The organism is Streptomyces sp. NPDC041814, from assembly GCF_055590565.1.
On record NZ_JBVJAM010000012.1, the window covers coordinates 224,781 to 240,792 of the forward strand.

The 16,012-nt window shown below is 72.4% G+C and carries 15 protein-coding genes; 11 read left to right on the forward strand and 4 right to left on the reverse strand.

Going from position 1 to position 16,012, the window contains the following annotated elements; genetic code table 11:
* Positions 1-7: 7 nt before the first annotated feature.
* Positions 8-1,087 carry an anthranilate phosphoribosyltransferase gene (gene trpD, locus ACZ6C6_RS28025; RefSeq protein WP_469206498.1) on the reverse strand — a complete coding sequence of 360 codons (1,080 nt, stop codon included), beginning with the start codon at positions 1,085-1,087 and terminating at the stop codon, positions 8-10.
* Between the two features lie 169 nt (positions 1,088-1,256).
* Here trpD and pdxR point away from each other — a divergent pair, with 169 nt between their 5' ends.
* Positions 1,257-2,678, forward strand: coding sequence for a MocR-like pyridoxine biosynthesis transcription factor PdxR (gene pdxR / locus ACZ6C6_RS28030; RefSeq protein ID WP_469206500.1), 1,422 nt, complete (start codon positions 1,257-1,259; stop codon positions 2,676-2,678).
* Positions 2,679-2,692: 14 nt separating this feature from the next.
* Here pdxR and ACZ6C6_RS28035 read toward each other — a convergent pair whose 3' ends face one another.
* The gene (locus ACZ6C6_RS28035; RefSeq protein WP_469206502.1) at positions 2,693-3,277 is read right to left on the reverse strand and encodes an anthranilate synthase component II; all 585 of its coding nucleotides are present in this window, start codon (positions 3,275-3,277) and stop codon (positions 2,693-2,695) included.
* Entirely contained in the window at positions 3,274-4,800 is a 1,527-nt protein-coding gene (locus ACZ6C6_RS28040) for an anthranilate synthase component I family protein (protein WP_469206504.1), read from the reverse strand. Before ACZ6C6_RS28040 ends, ACZ6C6_RS28035 begins: the two co-directional genes overlap by 4 nt.
* 207 nt (positions 4,801-5,007) lie before the next feature.
* On the opposite strand from ACZ6C6_RS28040, the gene ACZ6C6_RS28045 reads away from it, so the two are divergent.
* Both ACZ6C6_RS28045 and ACZ6C6_RS28050 read left to right on the forward strand, forming a co-directional pair.
* Complete coding sequence (locus ACZ6C6_RS28045) at positions 5,008-6,369, forward strand: class II 3-deoxy-7-phosphoheptulonate synthase (protein ID WP_469206506.1); 1,362 nt, start codon at positions 5,008-5,010, stop codon at positions 6,367-6,369.
* 98 nt (positions 6,370-6,467) lie between these two features.
* Positions 6,468-7,208 (forward strand): DedA family protein, encoded by a 741-nt coding sequence (locus ACZ6C6_RS28050; protein WP_469206508.1) that lies wholly within the window; start codon positions 6,468-6,470, stop codon positions 7,206-7,208.
* On the opposite strand, the gene ACZ6C6_RS28055 is transcribed toward ACZ6C6_RS28050, so the two are convergent.
* On the reverse strand, positions 7,159-8,121 hold the full coding sequence (locus ACZ6C6_RS28055; protein ID WP_469206510.1) for a helix-turn-helix transcriptional regulator: 963 nt from the start codon (positions 8,119-8,121) through the stop codon (positions 7,159-7,161). The two genes, ACZ6C6_RS28050 and ACZ6C6_RS28055, sit on opposite strands and share 50 nt — an antisense overlap.
* 326 nt (positions 8,122-8,447) lie before the next feature.
* On the opposite strand from ACZ6C6_RS28055, the gene ACZ6C6_RS28060 reads away from it, so the two are divergent.
* The 8 genes from ACZ6C6_RS28060 (at position 8,448) to ACZ6C6_RS28095 (ending at position 15,965) form a co-directional block, all read left to right on the forward strand.
* Positions 8,448-8,633 (forward strand): hypothetical protein, encoded by a 186-nt coding sequence (locus ACZ6C6_RS28060; protein ID WP_469206512.1) that lies wholly within the window; start codon positions 8,448-8,450, stop codon positions 8,631-8,633.
* A 266-nt stretch (positions 8,634-8,899) separates the two neighbouring features.
* Complete coding sequence (locus ACZ6C6_RS28065) at positions 8,900-9,364, forward strand: cobalamin B12-binding domain-containing protein (protein ID WP_469206514.1); 465 nt, start codon at positions 8,900-8,902, stop codon at positions 9,362-9,364.
* Entirely contained in the window at positions 9,361-10,728 is a 1,368-nt protein-coding gene (locus ACZ6C6_RS28070; RefSeq protein WP_469206515.1) for a methylaspartate mutase, read from the forward strand. Before ACZ6C6_RS28065 ends, ACZ6C6_RS28070 begins: the two co-directional genes overlap by 4 nt.
* Positions 10,725-11,741 (forward strand): asparagine synthetase A, encoded by a 1,017-nt coding sequence (locus ACZ6C6_RS28075; RefSeq protein ID WP_469206517.1) that lies wholly within the window; start codon positions 10,725-10,727, stop codon positions 11,739-11,741. Before ACZ6C6_RS28070 ends, ACZ6C6_RS28075 begins: the two co-directional genes overlap by 4 nt.
* Positions 11,738-13,036, forward strand: coding sequence for a glutamate synthase-related protein (locus ACZ6C6_RS28080; protein WP_469206519.1), 1,299 nt, complete (start codon positions 11,738-11,740; stop codon positions 13,034-13,036). Before ACZ6C6_RS28075 ends, ACZ6C6_RS28080 begins: the two co-directional genes overlap by 4 nt.
* Entirely contained in the window at positions 13,029-14,309 is a 1,281-nt protein-coding gene (locus ACZ6C6_RS28085) for an MFS transporter (protein ID WP_469206521.1), read from the forward strand. Before ACZ6C6_RS28080 ends, ACZ6C6_RS28085 begins: the two co-directional genes overlap by 8 nt.
* Positions 14,302-15,714, forward strand: a complete 1,413-nt coding sequence (locus ACZ6C6_RS28090) for an amidase family protein (RefSeq protein WP_469206523.1) — start codon at positions 14,302-14,304, stop codon at positions 15,712-15,714. The genes ACZ6C6_RS28085 and ACZ6C6_RS28090 overlap by 8 nt, the downstream gene beginning before the upstream one ends.
* Positions 15,715-15,752: 38 nt before the next feature.
* Positions 15,753-15,965, forward strand: coding sequence for an MbtH family protein (locus tag ACZ6C6_RS28095; protein WP_469206524.1), 213 nt, complete (start codon positions 15,753-15,755; stop codon positions 15,963-15,965).
* Positions 15,966-16,012: the final 47 nt, after the last annotated feature.

The window sequence follows — 16,012 nt, forward strand, 5'->3', positions numbered from 1 at the left end:
CGCACCATCAGCCCGCGGCGCCCGCCAGCTTTCCGGAGACGGCGACCCAGCGGTCCAGCACACCGGCCGCCGCCCCCGTGTCCACGGCGCGCGCCGCCCGGTCCAGACCCGCCGCTATGCGCTCCGTGACGCTTCCGGTGACCGGCCGTCCGGCCACCGCCCCGTCCAGCGCGGCCAGCCCGGCGGCCGCCGACAACAGCACCGCGTCACGCACCGCGCCCCGCTCGCCGCCCAGCACCGCCCGTACGACCTCCGCGTTGAACCGCGCGTCACCGCCGCGCAGCGCACCGTCCGGCGAGAACGGGACCCCGGCGTCCCGCGGATCGAACGACTCGGCGCGCACCTCGCCGCCGTGCACCGACCACACCCGGGAGGTAGTGGTGACCGTCAGCTCGTCCATGCCGTCGTCACCCCGGAACACCAGCGCCGACACCCCGCGCAGGGCGAGCGTCCGCGCGACGACCGGAGCCAGCGCGGGGTCCGCGACCCCCACCGCCAGGGCCGTGGGCGACGCCGGATTGGTCAGCGGTCCCAGGCAGTTGAAGATCGTCCGCACACCCAGCTCCCGCCGGACCGGTGCCGCGTGACGGACCGCCGGATGGAAGACGGGCGCGAAGCAGAAGGTGATGCCGGCCTCCGCGGCGACCTGCGCCACCGCCCCGGGCGGCAGACGCAGCGGCACCCCCAGCTCCTCCAGCACGTCCGCGGAACCGCACGCCGAGGAGGCGGAACGGTTGCCGTGCTTGACGACCCGGGCGCCCGCGCCCGCCGCCACGATCGCCGCCATGGTCGAGATGTTGACACTGTCGGACCCGTCGCCACCGGTACCCACGATGTCCAGGGCCGGACCGGGCACATCGAGCCGCACCGCGTGCGCGTGCATCGACCGCACCAGCCCCAGCACCTCCTCGGCCGTCTCGCCCTTCGCCCGCAACGCCACCAGCAGACCCGCGAGCTGGGCGGGCGAGGCCAGCCCGCGCATGACCTGGTCCATCGCCCAGGCCGTGCTCTCCGAGGTGAGCGCCCGGCCGCCGAGCAGCGAGGCGAGAAGGCCGGGCCAGCCGGCCGGATCCGAATGCTCCGTCACGGGACGTCTCCTCCGTGTTCCCCGGCGTGTTTCCAGCGCCTGATTCCCCAACGTGACCGCGCCTCAGTCTCGTGCCGGAATCCGCCCGCCCGAAGACCAGTTGGCCGCGCCGTCGCCGGACCAGTTACCAGTACACGCGCGTGCCCGACCCGGAAGTGAGCCCCGAACCATGCCGTGGAACACCCTCATCGACGTGAGCCGGGAGCACGAGCTCCCGCTGACCGTCCAGATCCAGGAGAGCATCAAGCGGGAGATAACCGGCGGAGCCCTCCACCCCGGCACCCGGCTGCCGTCCAGCCGGCAGCTCGCCGAAGACCTCCGGCTCTCCCGCAGCGTGGTGGTCGAGGCATACGGGCAGCTCGTCGCCGAGGGCTACCTGGAAGCCGCCCACGGCTCCGGCACCCGCGTCGCCGCCCACCTCACGGCGGCGGCCCAGACGCCGACCCTGCTGGCCGACACCCGCCCCGAGCCGGTCGCCCGCTGGGACCTGCGCGCCCACACCACCGACCCGGCCGCCTTCCCGGAGCGCGAGTGGCTGACCGCGTACCAGAGAGCCGTACGCCGCATGGAGCCGCGCGATCTCGGCTACCCCCCGCTGTCCGGGCTCACCCCGCTGCGCGCCGAACTGGCCGGCTACCTCGGACGGGCGCGCGGGGTGCACACCGCACGCGAACACGTCATGGTTGTCGCCGGATTCGCCCAGGCCTTCGGCATGGTGTGCGAAGTGCTGCCCCGCCTCGGCATCGACACCCTGGCCGTCGAGGACCCCTGCCACCCCCGGCAGCGCCAGTTCATCGGCGAGTCCGGGCTGCGCTGCCTGCCCGTGCCCGTGGACGAGGACGGCATCGACGTGACGGCGCTCGCCCGCAGCGGCGCCCGCGCCGTGCTCGTCACCCCCGCCCACCAGTTCCCCACCGGCGTCGTCCTCTCCGCCGAACGCCGGGCCGCGCTCGTGCGCTGGGCCCAGGAGGCGGACGGCTGGATCATCGAGGACGACTACGACGGCGACCTCTGGCTGACGCATGGCCGCCGCCCCACCGCCCTGCAACGCCTCGACCCCTCCCGCGTCCTGTACGCCGGCACCGCGAGCAAGTCGCTCGCCCCCGGCATGCGGCTCGGCTGGCTGGCCGTCCCGCCCCGGCTCCACGGACCGCTGGAAGAAGCACGCGCCCGCCGCGACCTGGGCTGCGAAGCGCTCACCCAGCTCGCCTTCGCCGAGTTCCTCGCCACCGGCCTCTTCGACCGCCACCTGCGCCGTCGGCGCGCCCGGTTACGCACCCGGGCCGAAACACTCCACCAGGCCGTACGCCGGCACCTCCCCGGAGCGCGGATCGCCGGAGCCACGGCCGGACTGCACGCCTGCCTCCAGCTCCCGCACCGCGTGGACGAACCCTCGCTCGTCGCCGGGGCCAGGCGCCACTCCGTCCTGGTGCGCGGCGGCCGCGCGTACCACCACCGCCCCTGGCTGGCCCGCCCCACCCTCGTCGTCGGCTACGCCTCACCGACCCGCACCGCCCTCGCGGAGGCGGTGCGGGTACTCGGCGAGGTCTGCGCCGGCCTGACCGACGGACGACGGGCGCGCACGGCGTGACGCGACCCCGACGGTCACCCGGCGGGGACGCCCGCCGCCCGGGCGAGGAAGTTCTCGAAGAACCGCAGCCCCGCCTCCGTCGTAATGCTCTCCGGATGGAACTGCACACCCTCGACCGGAAGATCACGGTGAGCCAGCCCCATCACATAGCCGTCGTCCACCGAGGACGCCGTCTCCCGCAGCACCGGCGGCAGCGGCCGCTCCACGATCAGCGAGTGGTAGCGCGTCACGACGGTCCGCTCCGGCAGCCCCTCGAACACACCCGACCCGTCGTGCACCACCGTGCTGCTGCGCCCGTGCATGAGATGACCGGCGACCGCCACCCGCCCCCCGAAGGCCAGCGCGATCGCCTGATGCCCCAGACACACCCCGAGCAATGGCACCCGGCCCGCGAAGTGCCGCACCAGCTCCACATGGCCACTGGCCGCCGGATGCCCCGGCCCCGGACCGAGCACCACGGCATCCGGCGCCGACTCCGCCAGCTGCTCCGGCGTCCGCGTCCCGGACCGGACGACCTCCGTCCGCGCCCCCAGCGTCCGCAGATACTGATCGATGATGTGGACGAAACTGTCGTACGCGTCCACCAGCAGGACCTTCACCGCAACTCCTCCCCCGTCAGCGCCCAGTAGGCGGCGCCCATCTTGATGAGCGTCTCCTGCCACTCGGCCTCCGGCACCGACTGCGCCACCACACCCGCCGAACTCTGCGTCGCGTACGTACCGCCGGAGTGCACGACCGTACGGATGCACAGCGCGAGCTCGCACCACCCGCGCACATCGACCAGACCCACCGCGCCCGCGTAGATACCCCGCGGCTCCCGCTCCAGCCCGTCGATGATCTCCATCGCCCGCAGCTTCGGCGCGCCCGTCATCGTCCCCGCCGGGAACGTCGCGGCCAGCGCCTCCCACACGGTGACCCCCGGCTCCAGCCGCCCGCTGACGGTGGACACGAGATGGAAGACGTGGGAGAACTCCTCCACCGTCATCAGCGCGTCCTCCGACAACGTCCCCGGCCGGCACACCCGCCCGATGTCGTTGCGGCACAGGTCCACCAGCATCACGTGCTCGGCCTGCTCCTTCGAACTGGCCAGCAGCTCCTTCACCCGCCGCTCGTTCTCCAGCGGATCGTCACAGCGCCGCGCCGTCCCCGCGATGGGCCGCATCCGGATCCGGTCGCCCTCGATCAGGATGTGCAGCTCGGGACTGGCCCCGATCAGAGTGCTGTCCCCGCGCGGGCACAGATACATGTACGGGGAGGGGTTCCGGAACCGCAGGCGCGCGTACACCTCCTCCGGCCGCAGCCCGGTCGTCACGTCGACGCGGTGACCGATCTGGATCTGGTAGATGTCACCGACCCCGATGTGCTCCAGGCACCGCGCCGCCCACCCGAGGAACGTCTCCCGGTCCACGGAGTCCCGTACGCTCACCGGCGCCGGCGCCGCCGGACAGCCCGGCGCGGGCAGACCGGCCGCCCGCACCGCCAGCGCGTACACATCGGGCCCCGGCGGCGCGGGGAGGTCCGGACCGGTGGCGACGAGATGGATCACCCGGCCCGAGCGGTGGTCGTACCGGACGGTCTCGCGGAACAGGGTCAGCGTGAGATCCGGCCCGCCCCGCTGCGGATCCTCCCGCACCGGCAGCGACTCCATGTGCCAGGCGGCCGCGTAGCCGACCGTGGTGAGGAACCCGAACGCGAACTCCGAGGACGGCACATCCGTCTCGACGCCGAAGAGCGCCTGGGCCCGCGCCAGGAAGTCCCACATCGGCGCCGGCCCGTCGAACAGAAACCGGTCACCGCCGTCACCGCCGCCGAGGCCCCCCGGCTCACCGCGCAGGCCCGCCGCGACCGCCGCCCGCCCCAGCGCGGCGCGCACCACGTCGGCACCCTCCACCTGGACATACGCGGCGAAGACGCGGATCTCGGCGAGCCGGCCGTGACCGACCACGGCCGGGCGGCGGTCGTCCTCCGGCCCGGACAGGCTCTCCAACAGGAAGACCTCGCGCCGCCCGGACTCGGCGACGAGTGCGCTGTACAGGGCCAGCGGATCGTGCGGGGGCAGCGGGGCGGAGGTCAGGCGGACCCGGAGCAGCCTGCTCGCCGCCCGGGCCGGGGCGTCTGGCATCGCGTTCCTCTCGTTGTGCCGGGACGTGCTGGAAGATGCCGGGATGCTAGGCAACCCGCCCCGCCGGGCCCGGCCCCGCAGGCCACTCACGGCACGGGACAGCGGACCACTGCCCGCCTCCGTTGCCCCCGGACACGCCCTCCGGATTGCATGTCCCACGGCCCATATGCCTGGGCGTCAGATACCAGCGAAATAGCGGGAGTTGACATGACCGACGCTGCTGCGGAAGGCGCCGCCGACCGATGGCGGTCCCGGCCGGCCGCCCAACAGCCACCATGGCCCGACGAGAACCGGCTGCGCGAGGTGACCGCACACCTGGCCACCGCACCCCCACTGGTCTTCGCGGAGGAATGCGACCGGCTGCGCGAACGCCTCGGCGCCGTGGCCCGGGGCGAGGCGTTCCTGCTGCACGGCGGCGACTGCGCGGAAGCCTTCGACGGCCTCTCCGCCCAGGCCATCGAGGCGAAACTGCGCACCCTGCTCCAGATGGCGGTCGTACTCACGTACGCCACCGCCGTGCCGGTCGTCAAAATCGGCAGGATGGCCGGGCAGTTCGCCAAACCACGGTCCAGCCCCACCGAGACCCGCGACGGCGTCACCCTGCCCGCCTACCGGGGCGACGCCGTCAACGACGTCGCGTTCACCGAGACCGCCCGCCGCCCCGACCCCGGCCGGCTGCTGCGGATGTACGACGCCTCCGCCAACACCCTCAACCTCCTCAGAGCACTCACCACCGGCGGCTACGCCGACCTCCACCAGGTACACACCTGGAACCGCGGCTTCGTGGACTCCTCACTCGCGGGCCGCCGCTACGAAGCCCTCGCCGACGAGATCGAGCGCTCCCTGCTCTTCATGCGCGCCTGCGGGGCCGACCCCGCCGCCCTGCGCACCATGGAGTTCTACGCCGGCCACGAGGGCCTGCTCCTCGATTACGAATCGGCACTGGTGCGCACCGACCCGGGCACCGGCCGCCGGTACGCCACCAGCGGTCACCTGCTGTGGATCGGCGAACGCACCCGGGCCCTGGACGGCGCCCACGTCGAATTCTTCGCCGGCATCGACAACCCGGTCGCGGTCAAGATCGGCCCCGGCACTGAGCCCGACGAAGTCCTCGCCTACGCCCGCCGGCTCGACCCCCGCGGCGAACCGGGCCGCCTCACCTTCGTCGTACGGATGGGCGCGGACCGGGTGCGCGACCGCCTCCCCGCCCTCGTCGAGAAGGCCACCGCCGACGGAGTCCGCGCCGCCTGGGTCTGCGACCCGATGCACGGCAACACCTTCACCGCACCCGACGGCCGGAAGACGCGCCGCTTCGACGACATCCTCGACGAGGTGAGCGGATTCTTCGAGGTCCACCACGCACTCGGCACCCACCCCGGCGGCATCCACGTGGAACTCACCGGCACCGACGTCACCGAGTGCGTCGGCGGCAGCGGCGAGCTCGGCCTGCACGACCTCCCGCTCCGCTACGAGACGGTCTGCGACCCCCGCCTCAACCACGGCCAGTCCCTCGACCTCGCCTTCCGCACCGCCGAACTGCTCAGGACGAGCCGGGGTGCAGCTGGCTGAACCCCGGTCGTACGGCAGGGGTGCTGTCGCCGGGACCGTCCCGTCCCTAACGTGGAACAGGGGCGGCCGGCGGGGCGCCGGACGAAGGGGGGACAGGAATGGACCTGCTGTCCGGACCCGACCTCGCCGCCTGGTACTACCTGGTGGTGGCCGCCGCACTCGCCACCCCCCTCGTACCCAACGGCGCCCTGGTACTCGCCGGAGGAGCCCTCGCCGCCCAGGGCCAACTGCTGCTGCCCCTGGTCTGGGCGGCCGTCTTCGCCGGCGCCCTCAGCGGCGACCTGCTCCTGTACGCGGCGGCCCGCCGCCTCCCGCTGGGCCGGCGCTCCACAACGGTCCGCACGGTCGCGGCCCGGCTGAAGGGCCGCGGGGCGCTCCTGCTGGTGCTCCGCTACCTGCCGGCGGGCCGCTTCACCGGCACGGTCGGCGCGGCCACGAGCGGCATGCGCGTCGGTGGCTTCGTCCGCGCCATGATCCTCGCCGAGGCATCCTGGACCACGCTGTACGTGGCCCTGGGCTACGGCGGCACGACGGCGTACACCCGCTGGCCCCTCGGCGCACTCGCGGTGGCCGCCTGCGCAATTCTCGTAATGGCCTTCACCCTGCGACGAATCCGCCATCGGATGGCCGGAAAACAACTGGCTTCGCGGGGCGACCAGGAAAGGAGTGGGGGTCATCCGGCGATTCCACCGGCGAAAGAGCGGGTTCACATTCCTTCGACAGAGGGGGTAGGGGCCCCGGAAAGAATGATCCATGGCCCGGCCGGCCCGCCTTTAAAAAAACCGGACATCATTGTTGTTCCGGCGGGGCTTCCAGGTGCAGGCCCATCTCGTGGATGAGGAAGCCGGCCTGGAGGCGGCTGCGGGCACCGATCTTGTCCATGATGTCGGAGACATGGCGCTGGCAGGTGCGCAGCGAGATGCCCATGCGGCGGGCGATGGCACGGTCCTCAAGGCCCTGGATGAGCATGCGGACGATGGCCAGCTTCATGTCGTCGGAGATCGCGAGGACCCGTTCCTGGCTGTACCTCTCGGGAAACGGAGTGGCGCTGGTCCAGGCGCGTTCGAAGGCGCCGATGGCGAAGTCGAGCAGGCCCGGGTCGGTCAGCAGCAGGGCGCCGACCTCGCTGTCGCGCATGGCGATGACGGCGGCGGTCTGGTCGAAGGCGAGCATCCGCATGAAGCCGTCGCCGAGGGTGCGGATCTCGGCGCCTAGCTGCGAGACGTGTTCCACGTACTCGACCGTCACCGTGCTGAACTGGGCGGTGTGCTGGTAGAGCGTGCGCATCCGCACGCCCCGGCCCAGCACGCTCTCGGTCCTGGCCAGCGACTCCTTCAGCACCTCGTCCTTGCGGGCGCCGCCGGGCTGCGAGGTGAGGATCTCGTACTTGGCGTCGGCCGCCAGTTCGGTGATCACCGCCCGCACCTCGTCGAGGTCGTCCAGCGCCTTCACGCCGCCCGAACTCCCCGCCGCCGGCCGGGCCAGGTCGTAGACCCGCTGGAAGGCGGCCAGCCGTTCCCTGGCCGCCTCCACCTGGCTGCCCCACTCGTTGAGCCGCCGCACGACGGGGGCGAGCAGTTCACCGGACGCGGCCTCCGGGAGGCCGGCGACCAGCATCCCCGGTCTGGTGACCGACCGCTTCAGCAGCCGGAGTTCGATGAGCCGGTCGACGACGGCCCCGCCGTCCGGTCCTTCGGCCGGATCGAAGCGGTCGCGTAATTCGTCGCCGTCGACCTGCTGATGTTCCACCACGTGCTGGAATACCTCGAGCGCCTGGGAACCGAGCTTGTGGAGTATTGAGGTGACGCCGGACTCCGCTTGGCTGAATTTCATAACTCCCCACTCAACGTCGAGAATCGCTGCGGCGGCAGCAGCGACAAATGATATCGCTCAGGCTTTGGTTGTACAGGTTGACGAAGAATGGGCGATATATCCGTTTTGCCGTACTACGGGGCCCTCGCATCTGCGTCATGGCGTACTCACGAGCCTCTGCTCCCCTTCACAGGCATTCCGGCCGGGCGAAAAATCAAATGTGCCGGGAACAAGCCGAACGGCCACCGAGAAGCCGAGGGGAAACGATGAACCGCAGGATGCCCGTTGCCGTCGCCATATTCATTGTCGCCGCATTTGCCGTGCCGGGTTTCATCTTCTCCGCCGGTTTCTCCGGTCAGCACCCGGCCGGCGCCGACAGCACTCCCGGCCCCACCGCCACCGTTCAGCCCACGGCCACCCCCAGCCCCAACGGCGATCTGGGCTGGGGCTGACCGCCCCCGCACCACCATCACCGGGGAGCGCGGCTCATGCCGCCCCCGCACCACCCGGCCGGACGCCGCCGGACACCGCAGAAAACTGACGGACCGGAACAGGCGAAGGCGGAAACACGGATGACGACCTGAATTCCGTCCGGTTCTCCGCCACCTGGCACACGAGCACCGTTCTTCCGGCGTCGCGCCGGCAATACCACCAAGCCACCCGCGCCGGTGTGATCCGCCGGTCCGGCCTGCCCCGAAACCACGAGTGAGAGTCGATCATGGAGTTGGCGACCCCGCCCTGCCCACCCCCAGCCGAGGCTCCGCCCCGCCTCGATGTGCTGGTCACCAGCGTGGCGTCCGACGCGCACACCTGGAACCTGATCTACCTGCAGCTCCTGCTGGAGGAGTCGGGGCACCGGGTGACCAACCTCGGCGCCTGCGTACCGGACCAGCTGATGGTCGACGAGTGCCGCACCCGGCGCCCCGACCTGATCGTCGTCTCGACCGTCAACGGCCACGGCTTCAACGACGGCCGGCGCGTGGTGCGCCGACTGCGCGACTGCGTGGAGCTGCGCACCACGCCCATCGTGATCGGCGGCAAGCTCGGCATCACCGGAGGCGAACACGACGGACACGTGGACGAGCTCGTCAAGGCCGGGTTCGACGCGGTGTTCGAGGAGAGCGCCGGAATCGTCGGCTTCCGCGACTTCGTCCGCGCGCTGCCCGCCGGCGTGCCGCGGTGAGCGCCCCGAGCGGTGCTCCGACACGGAGCCGGACCCGCGACGGCTTCGGCGGTTTCGTCCGGGCCGCGCGGAGCTCGGGCCGGCTGGTGGTGCAGCCCCGGATGGGCATGAGCGATCCGCAGGCGATGCGGGAGGGCCTGCTCGCCACCCGGCAGGCCGCCGCGACCACCGTCGGCACCATCACGCTGGACAGCTACACCCGGGTCGGCGCCCACGAGACGGCCCGCCGGGCACTGGCCGACGGGGTCGCGCTGAACGGCTACCCGATCGTCGCCTACAACACCGCCACCACCGGCGCGGTCACCGAAGGGGTCGCCGGCGCCGGCTTCCCCGTGCAGGTCCGGCACGGTTCGGCCGCCCCGCAGGACATCTTCGAGGCCCTGGTCGCGGTCGGCCTGACCGCGACCGAGGGCGGCCCGGTCTCCTACTGCCTGCCCTACAGCCGCACCCCGCTGGCGCAGTCGGTCGCCAACTGGCGCCACTGCTGCGAGCTGCTGGCCGGGCTGCGCGGGGCCGGCGAGGAGCCGCACCTGGAGACCTTCGGCGGCTGCATGATGGGACAGCTCTGCCCGCCCTCGCTGCTGATCGCGATCAGCGTGCTGGAGGCACTCTTCTTCCGGCAGCACGGACTGCGCAGCGTGTCACTCAGCTACGCCCAGCAGACCCATCCCGGGCAGGACGAGGAGGCGGTGACCGCGCTCGGCCGGATCGCCGGGGAACTGCTGGCAGGGCTCGACTGGCACATCGTCATCTACACGTACATGGGCGTATACCCGCGCTCGCCCGGCGGCGCACGACTGCTGCTGGACGAGGCCGCCCGGCTGGCGGTGCGGACCGGAGCCGCCCGGCTCATCGTCAAGACCGCCGCCGAGGCGCACCGGATCCCGACCATCGCGGAGAACGTCGCCGCGCTGGAGTCGGCCTCCGCCGCGGCCGAAGCCGAGCGGCTCGCCCCGATCGGCACCCCCGTCCAGGACACGGGCGTCCACGCCGAGGCCCGGGCCCTGATCGACACCGTGCTCGACCTGGACCCGGACATCGGGCAGGCCCTGATCAGCGCCTTCGCGCTCGGCCTGCTGGACGTCCCGTACTGCCTGCACCCCGACAACGCCGGGCGCACCCGCAGCTACCTGGACTCCGCCGGGCGCCTGCACTGGTCCGACACCGGCGCGATGCCGGTCCGGGGCGCCGCCCGGAGCGCCGGCGGCCGCCGGATGACCTCCGCGGACCTGCTGACCTCGCTCTCCCACGTCGAGCGCACCTACGACCGCAGGGCCCTGGAGACCGCACCGCGCATGCGTCACCGCCCGGACGCACTGACCCACCGGCAGACCATCCACCCGTCAGAGGAGTACACCCGATGACCACCACCATGCCCCCGAACCCGGGCACGCAGGGCCTGCTGCCCCCGGCCGACCCGCGGCTGCACCTCACCTCCCCCACCACGACCGCGGTCCTGCGGATTCAGCAGCGGATGCTGGCCGCCGCCCGCGAGTACCTCACGGGGGCCGGGTTCGCCGAGATGCTGCCGCCGATCATCGGCCCGGTCACCGACCCCGGCATCCGCGGCTCCAAGCAGGTCGAAGTGGACTACTACGGCCACAAGTACAAGCTGATGACCAGCGCGATCCTCTACAAGCAGGCATCGCTGCTGGCCTTCGACAAGATCTTCTGCATCGCTCCCAACGTCCGCCTGGAGCCGCTGGAGACCGCCAGCACCAGCCGTCACCTGGCCGAGTTCCACCAGATCGACGTGGAGATGGCCGGCGCTTCCCGCGAGCAGATCACCCAGGTCCTGGAGGAGCTGGTCCGGCACATCGTGCGGCGGGTGGTGACCGAGTCGGCGGCCGATTTCGAACGACTCGGACGCGACACGAGCGTCTTCACCGCGCTGCTCACCCAGGCATTCGGCCACCGGACCCACGCCCAGGCGGTGGCCGAGCTGCGCGAGCTGGGACACCCGCAGAGCGAGGACGCCGAGATCGACTGGACCGGCGAAGCGCTGCTGTCCGGCCGCTCGCCGCAGCCGTTCTTCATCACCGACTACCCCAAGGGCTCCCGGGGCTTCTACGACCGGGAGAGCGCCACCGACCCCGGCGTGCTGCGCAACTTCGACCTGCTCGCCCCCGACGGCTACGGCGAACTGTGCAGCGGCAGCGAGCGGGAGTCCGACTACTCACGGATCGTCACCCGGATGCGGGAGACCGGAGAGAACCCGGCGAAGTACGGCTGGTACCTCCAGCTGGTGCGCGAGGGAATCCCGGCCAGCGCCGGCTTCGGCATCGGTGTGGAGCGCTTCACCCGCTACCTGGCCGGTCTGGACAGCGCCTGGCAGGCCAACGCCTTCCCGAAGCTGCCCGGGGTGGTGTCCCCGTGACCGGCCTGAGCACCACAGGCTTCCCCGAGGAACAGGTCCGCGAGCGGGCCCGGCTCGGTGCGGCGGCCGCCTTCCCACCCCGACAGGACTACGGCCACGTGCTGTTCGGCGCGGAGACCGGCACCGTCCGCCGCGACCCGCTGGACGAACTGCGGCTGACCCCGCCGGTCTTCATGCCGCAACGGCTGGAGAAGCTGATCGAGCTGGGCCGCGAGCCGCTCCACACCGACGTCGCCCTCGACACCGTGATCGGCGGCCTCCGCTCCACCCTCCCGGTCTACCTCTCCGCCTTCGGCTCCACCCGCGCCGCCGGGACCGAGCAGGTGCTCGCGGCCGCCCGGCAGGCCGGACGGCTGGGCATCCCCCTGGTGATCGGCGAGAACATCGTCCCGATGACCGGCTACCGCTCCGGTGCGACCACCCAGCGCTCGGTGCTCGGCCGGATCACCGCCTACCTGGACGAACTGCCGGACGACGTCGGCGGCGTGGCCGTGCAGCAGAGCACCGAGGACGCCGACGCCGAAGTCTGGAACCTGGTCTACAGCGACCCGTCCTCGCAGCCGCTGCTGGAGAGCGGCCGGCTCGCCTTCGAACTCAAAGTGGGCCAGGGAGCCAAGCCGGGACTGGGCGGCATGACGGTGCTGGACCGCGCCGCCGCCGCCCGGGTCGACGAACAGTTTGCCCTGGACCCGGTCTTCGGCGCCGACGCCGACCTGGTGCTGCGCAGCGGCAGTCCCGGCACCTTCACCCAGGAGATCCTGCGCCAGCAGATCCGGCTGATGCGCAACAACTTCCCCCGGGTCAGGGTATGGGTCAAGCTGCACCCCGGCCGGGACGTCGCCCACGCGGCGGCCACCGCCTGGGCGGCCGGAGCCGACGCGGTCACGGTGGACGGCGCGGAGGGCGGCACCGGCTGGGCGCCGACCGCCGCGATCGCCCAGCTCGGCCTGCCGCTGGGCGAGTGCCTGGCCAGGATCGGCAACCGAGGACAGTGCCTGCTCGCCTCCGGACGGATGTGGGAGGGCACCCGGGCGGTCAAGAGCCTGGCGCTCGGCGCCACCGCCGTCGGACTGGGCCGGGCGGCCCTGGTCGCCGTGGACGAGGACCCGGAAGCCGGCCTGATCCGGCTCGTGGAATGCCTCGCACTGGAACTGCGGCTGCTCACCAGCGCGCTCGGCAAGTACGCGCCCGCGGCACTCGGCACCGAGGACCTCTGGCCGACGCCCGGAGCCCCCGCCCGGACGGCCGAAGCCCCGTCCGCCGACGACCGCGAGCAGGTGCTCGCCCGTGGTTGACGCCCTGATTCCCGAGAAGACCGAAGCCCGGCGCGACCGGGGCCCCCTGAGCGTGCGCTACCTGTCCTTCACCGGGGCCATGGGCTTCTCCCAGCTCGGCGACGCCGCCTGGTTCGTGGCGCTCACCTGGACCCTGGTGCGGGAGGCCGGTCCGGCCACCTCGGGCGCGGTCCTGGCCCTGGCCAGCCTGTCCCGGCTGGTGGGGCTGCTCGGCGGCGGCGTGATCGCCGACCGGAACGGGCCGCGCCGCGTCATGGTGCTGACCGACCTGCTGCGCTGCGCCGTGATGCTGGTCGCCGCCCTGCTCACCCTGCTGGTCGACGCTCCGGTGCCGATCCTGCTCGTCGCCGCCACCCTGCTGTCCTTCCTCGGCGCCTTCTTCGTACCGGCGTCCGGCGTGGTCCGCCCGCTGCTGCTGGAGGACGAGCACCTGGTCCGCGGCAACGCGCTGTACGTGCTCGGGCTGCGCGGCGGCCAGGCGGCCGGCGGACCGCTCGGCGCCTGGCTGATCGCGGCCGGCGGAGTGCCCCTGGTGGCGCTGGCCAACGCGGTCAGCTACGTGGTCTCGGCGGCGGCCTCCTGGCGGGTCCGGTACCTGCGCGAGCCGACGGCCGGGCCCGGCACGGCGGACAAGCCGTCCACAGCCGGTGACACGGCCGAACGTCCGAACTTCCGGCGGCAGTTGTTCGAGGGATTCGGCTACGTGCTCCGCGAGTCCCGGATCCGGACGCTCATCCTGGTGATCGGGCTGACCGAGCTGGCCTGCGCACCGCCCGTCAACATCGGACTGGTGCTGCTCGCCAAGCAGCTCGGCGCCGGAGCCGACGGCGCGGGCCTGCTGCTCACCGCGTACACGGTCGGAGCGGTGGCCAGCTCGCTGATCAACATGGCCTGGCCGCCCAAACGGCGCGCCGGACTCTCGCTGATCCTCGGCACCCTGGCCGCCGGGATCTGTCTGGCCTGCTTCGGCCTCATCGGCTCGTTGTCGGGCGCCCTGCTGCTCTACGCCGTACTCGGCGCGGTGACCGGTCAGTTCAGCGTGGTGCTGATCTCGATGATCCAGCGCTGGACCGACCCGGAGATGCGCGGGCGGGTGATGTCGGTGATGTCGCTGATGATCTTCGCCGCCGTGCCGCTGTCGAACCTGGTGGTCGGCCTGCTGATCCAGATGCTCGGCTTCGCCGCCGCGATGTACGTCTTCGCGGCCGTGGCGCTCGCGGCGACCGCTGTCGTCGCCTCCACCACATCGCTCAGGAGCGCCCGCCTTGACTGACACCACACACCACAGGACCTCCCCCGCCACCCACCCCAGGGCCTTCCCCGCCATCCCCGAACTGCACGCCGGACTCAGGGCCGGGCGGCTCACCAGCGTGGCGCTGACCCGGCGCTGCCTCGACCGGATCACCGAGGTCAACCCGCTGGTGCGGGCCGTCCTCGCGGTGGACGACACCGCACTGGACCAAGCCGCCGCCTCGGACCGCCGGCACGCGGCCGGAGCCGGACTCGGCCCGCTGGACGGCATCCCGGTCCTGGTCAAGGACAACATCGACACCGCCGGGCTGGCCAGCACCGCCGGTTCCCGGCTGCTGGCCGGACGCCCGCCGCGGCGCGACGCAGAGGTGGTGAGCAGACTCCGGGCGGCGGGTGCCGTCATCCTCGGCAAGACCAACCTCTCCGAGTGGGCCAACTTCCGCTCCACCCGGGCCACCGAGGGCTGGTCGGGAGTCGGCGGCCAGACCTGCAACCCGTACGGCGCCAACCGCAGCCCCGGCGGCTCCTCCTCGGGATCCGCGGTGGCGGTCGCCACCGGGATGGCGCCGCTCGCCCTCGGCACCGAGACCGACGGCTCGGTCGTCGCACCAGCCGGTCTCTGCGGAGTGGTCGGCGTGAAGACCGAGACCGGTCTGCTGCCGCTGGACGGCATCGTGCCGATCTCGCAGGTGCAGGACACCGTCGGACTGCTCGCCGCCCGGCTGGCCGACGCCGCTCTGACCCTCGCCGTCCTCACCGGCCGGCCCCCGCCGGAGGACGACGTGCCGGAGGGACTGAGGCTCGGCCTGTGGCGAGTGCCCCGGATGCCGGGCGAGACCGAGACCGTGCTCAAGTCGGCGACCGACGAACTGCGTGCCGCCGGAGTGGCGGTACTGCCCGTCGACTTCGCCGTGGAGCGGCGGACCCTGGAGGACGGACTGCTCGCGATGTACGCCGAGTTCCGTCCCAGTCTGGAGGCGTACCTGCGCGACCGGGAAGGAGCCCCCCAGACCCTGGCGGCGCTGATCGAGGGAAACCGGGCCGATCCGGTGGAGCTCTCGCTGTTCGGCCAGGACCTGTTCGAGCAGGCCCAGCTGCTCGGCGAGGAGGAGCGCGAACGCGCGGTACACGCCCGTGACCGCTCGAAGCAGCAGGCCAGGGCGCTGATCGACGGCACCCTGCGCGAGCACCGCATCGACGCCCTGCTCGCGGCCACCAACGAGCCCGCTCCCCGGATCGACTACGAGCTCGGCGACCCGGGCGCCCCCGGCAGCTCCACCCCGGCGGCCCTGGCCGGCTACCCCAACCTCACGCTGCCGCTCGACCGCCGCGGCGGACTGCCGGTCGGCGTGTCGGTGTTCGGCCCACCCGAGACATCCCGGCTGCTGCCGGTGGCGCTGCGGATCGAGCAGGCATGGGCGGACTGACGCCCGTCCACAAGGAAACCCACCCCACGGAGGTCACCATGAGCAACCCCTTCGACAACGAGGACGGCACCTTCCTGGTGCTCACCAACCACGAGAACCAGCACTCGCTCTGGCCCGCCGCGATCGACGTGCCGGCCGGCTGGAACGTGGTGAAGGAGAGCGACACCCGGCCGGCCTGCCTCTCCTACATCGAGCGGCACTGGACCGATCTGCGCCCGGCCGGCCTGATCTCCCAGACCGCCCAGCACTGACCCGGCACCACCGACTGTCCATCCGATGGGGGCGACCGGGCACGGTC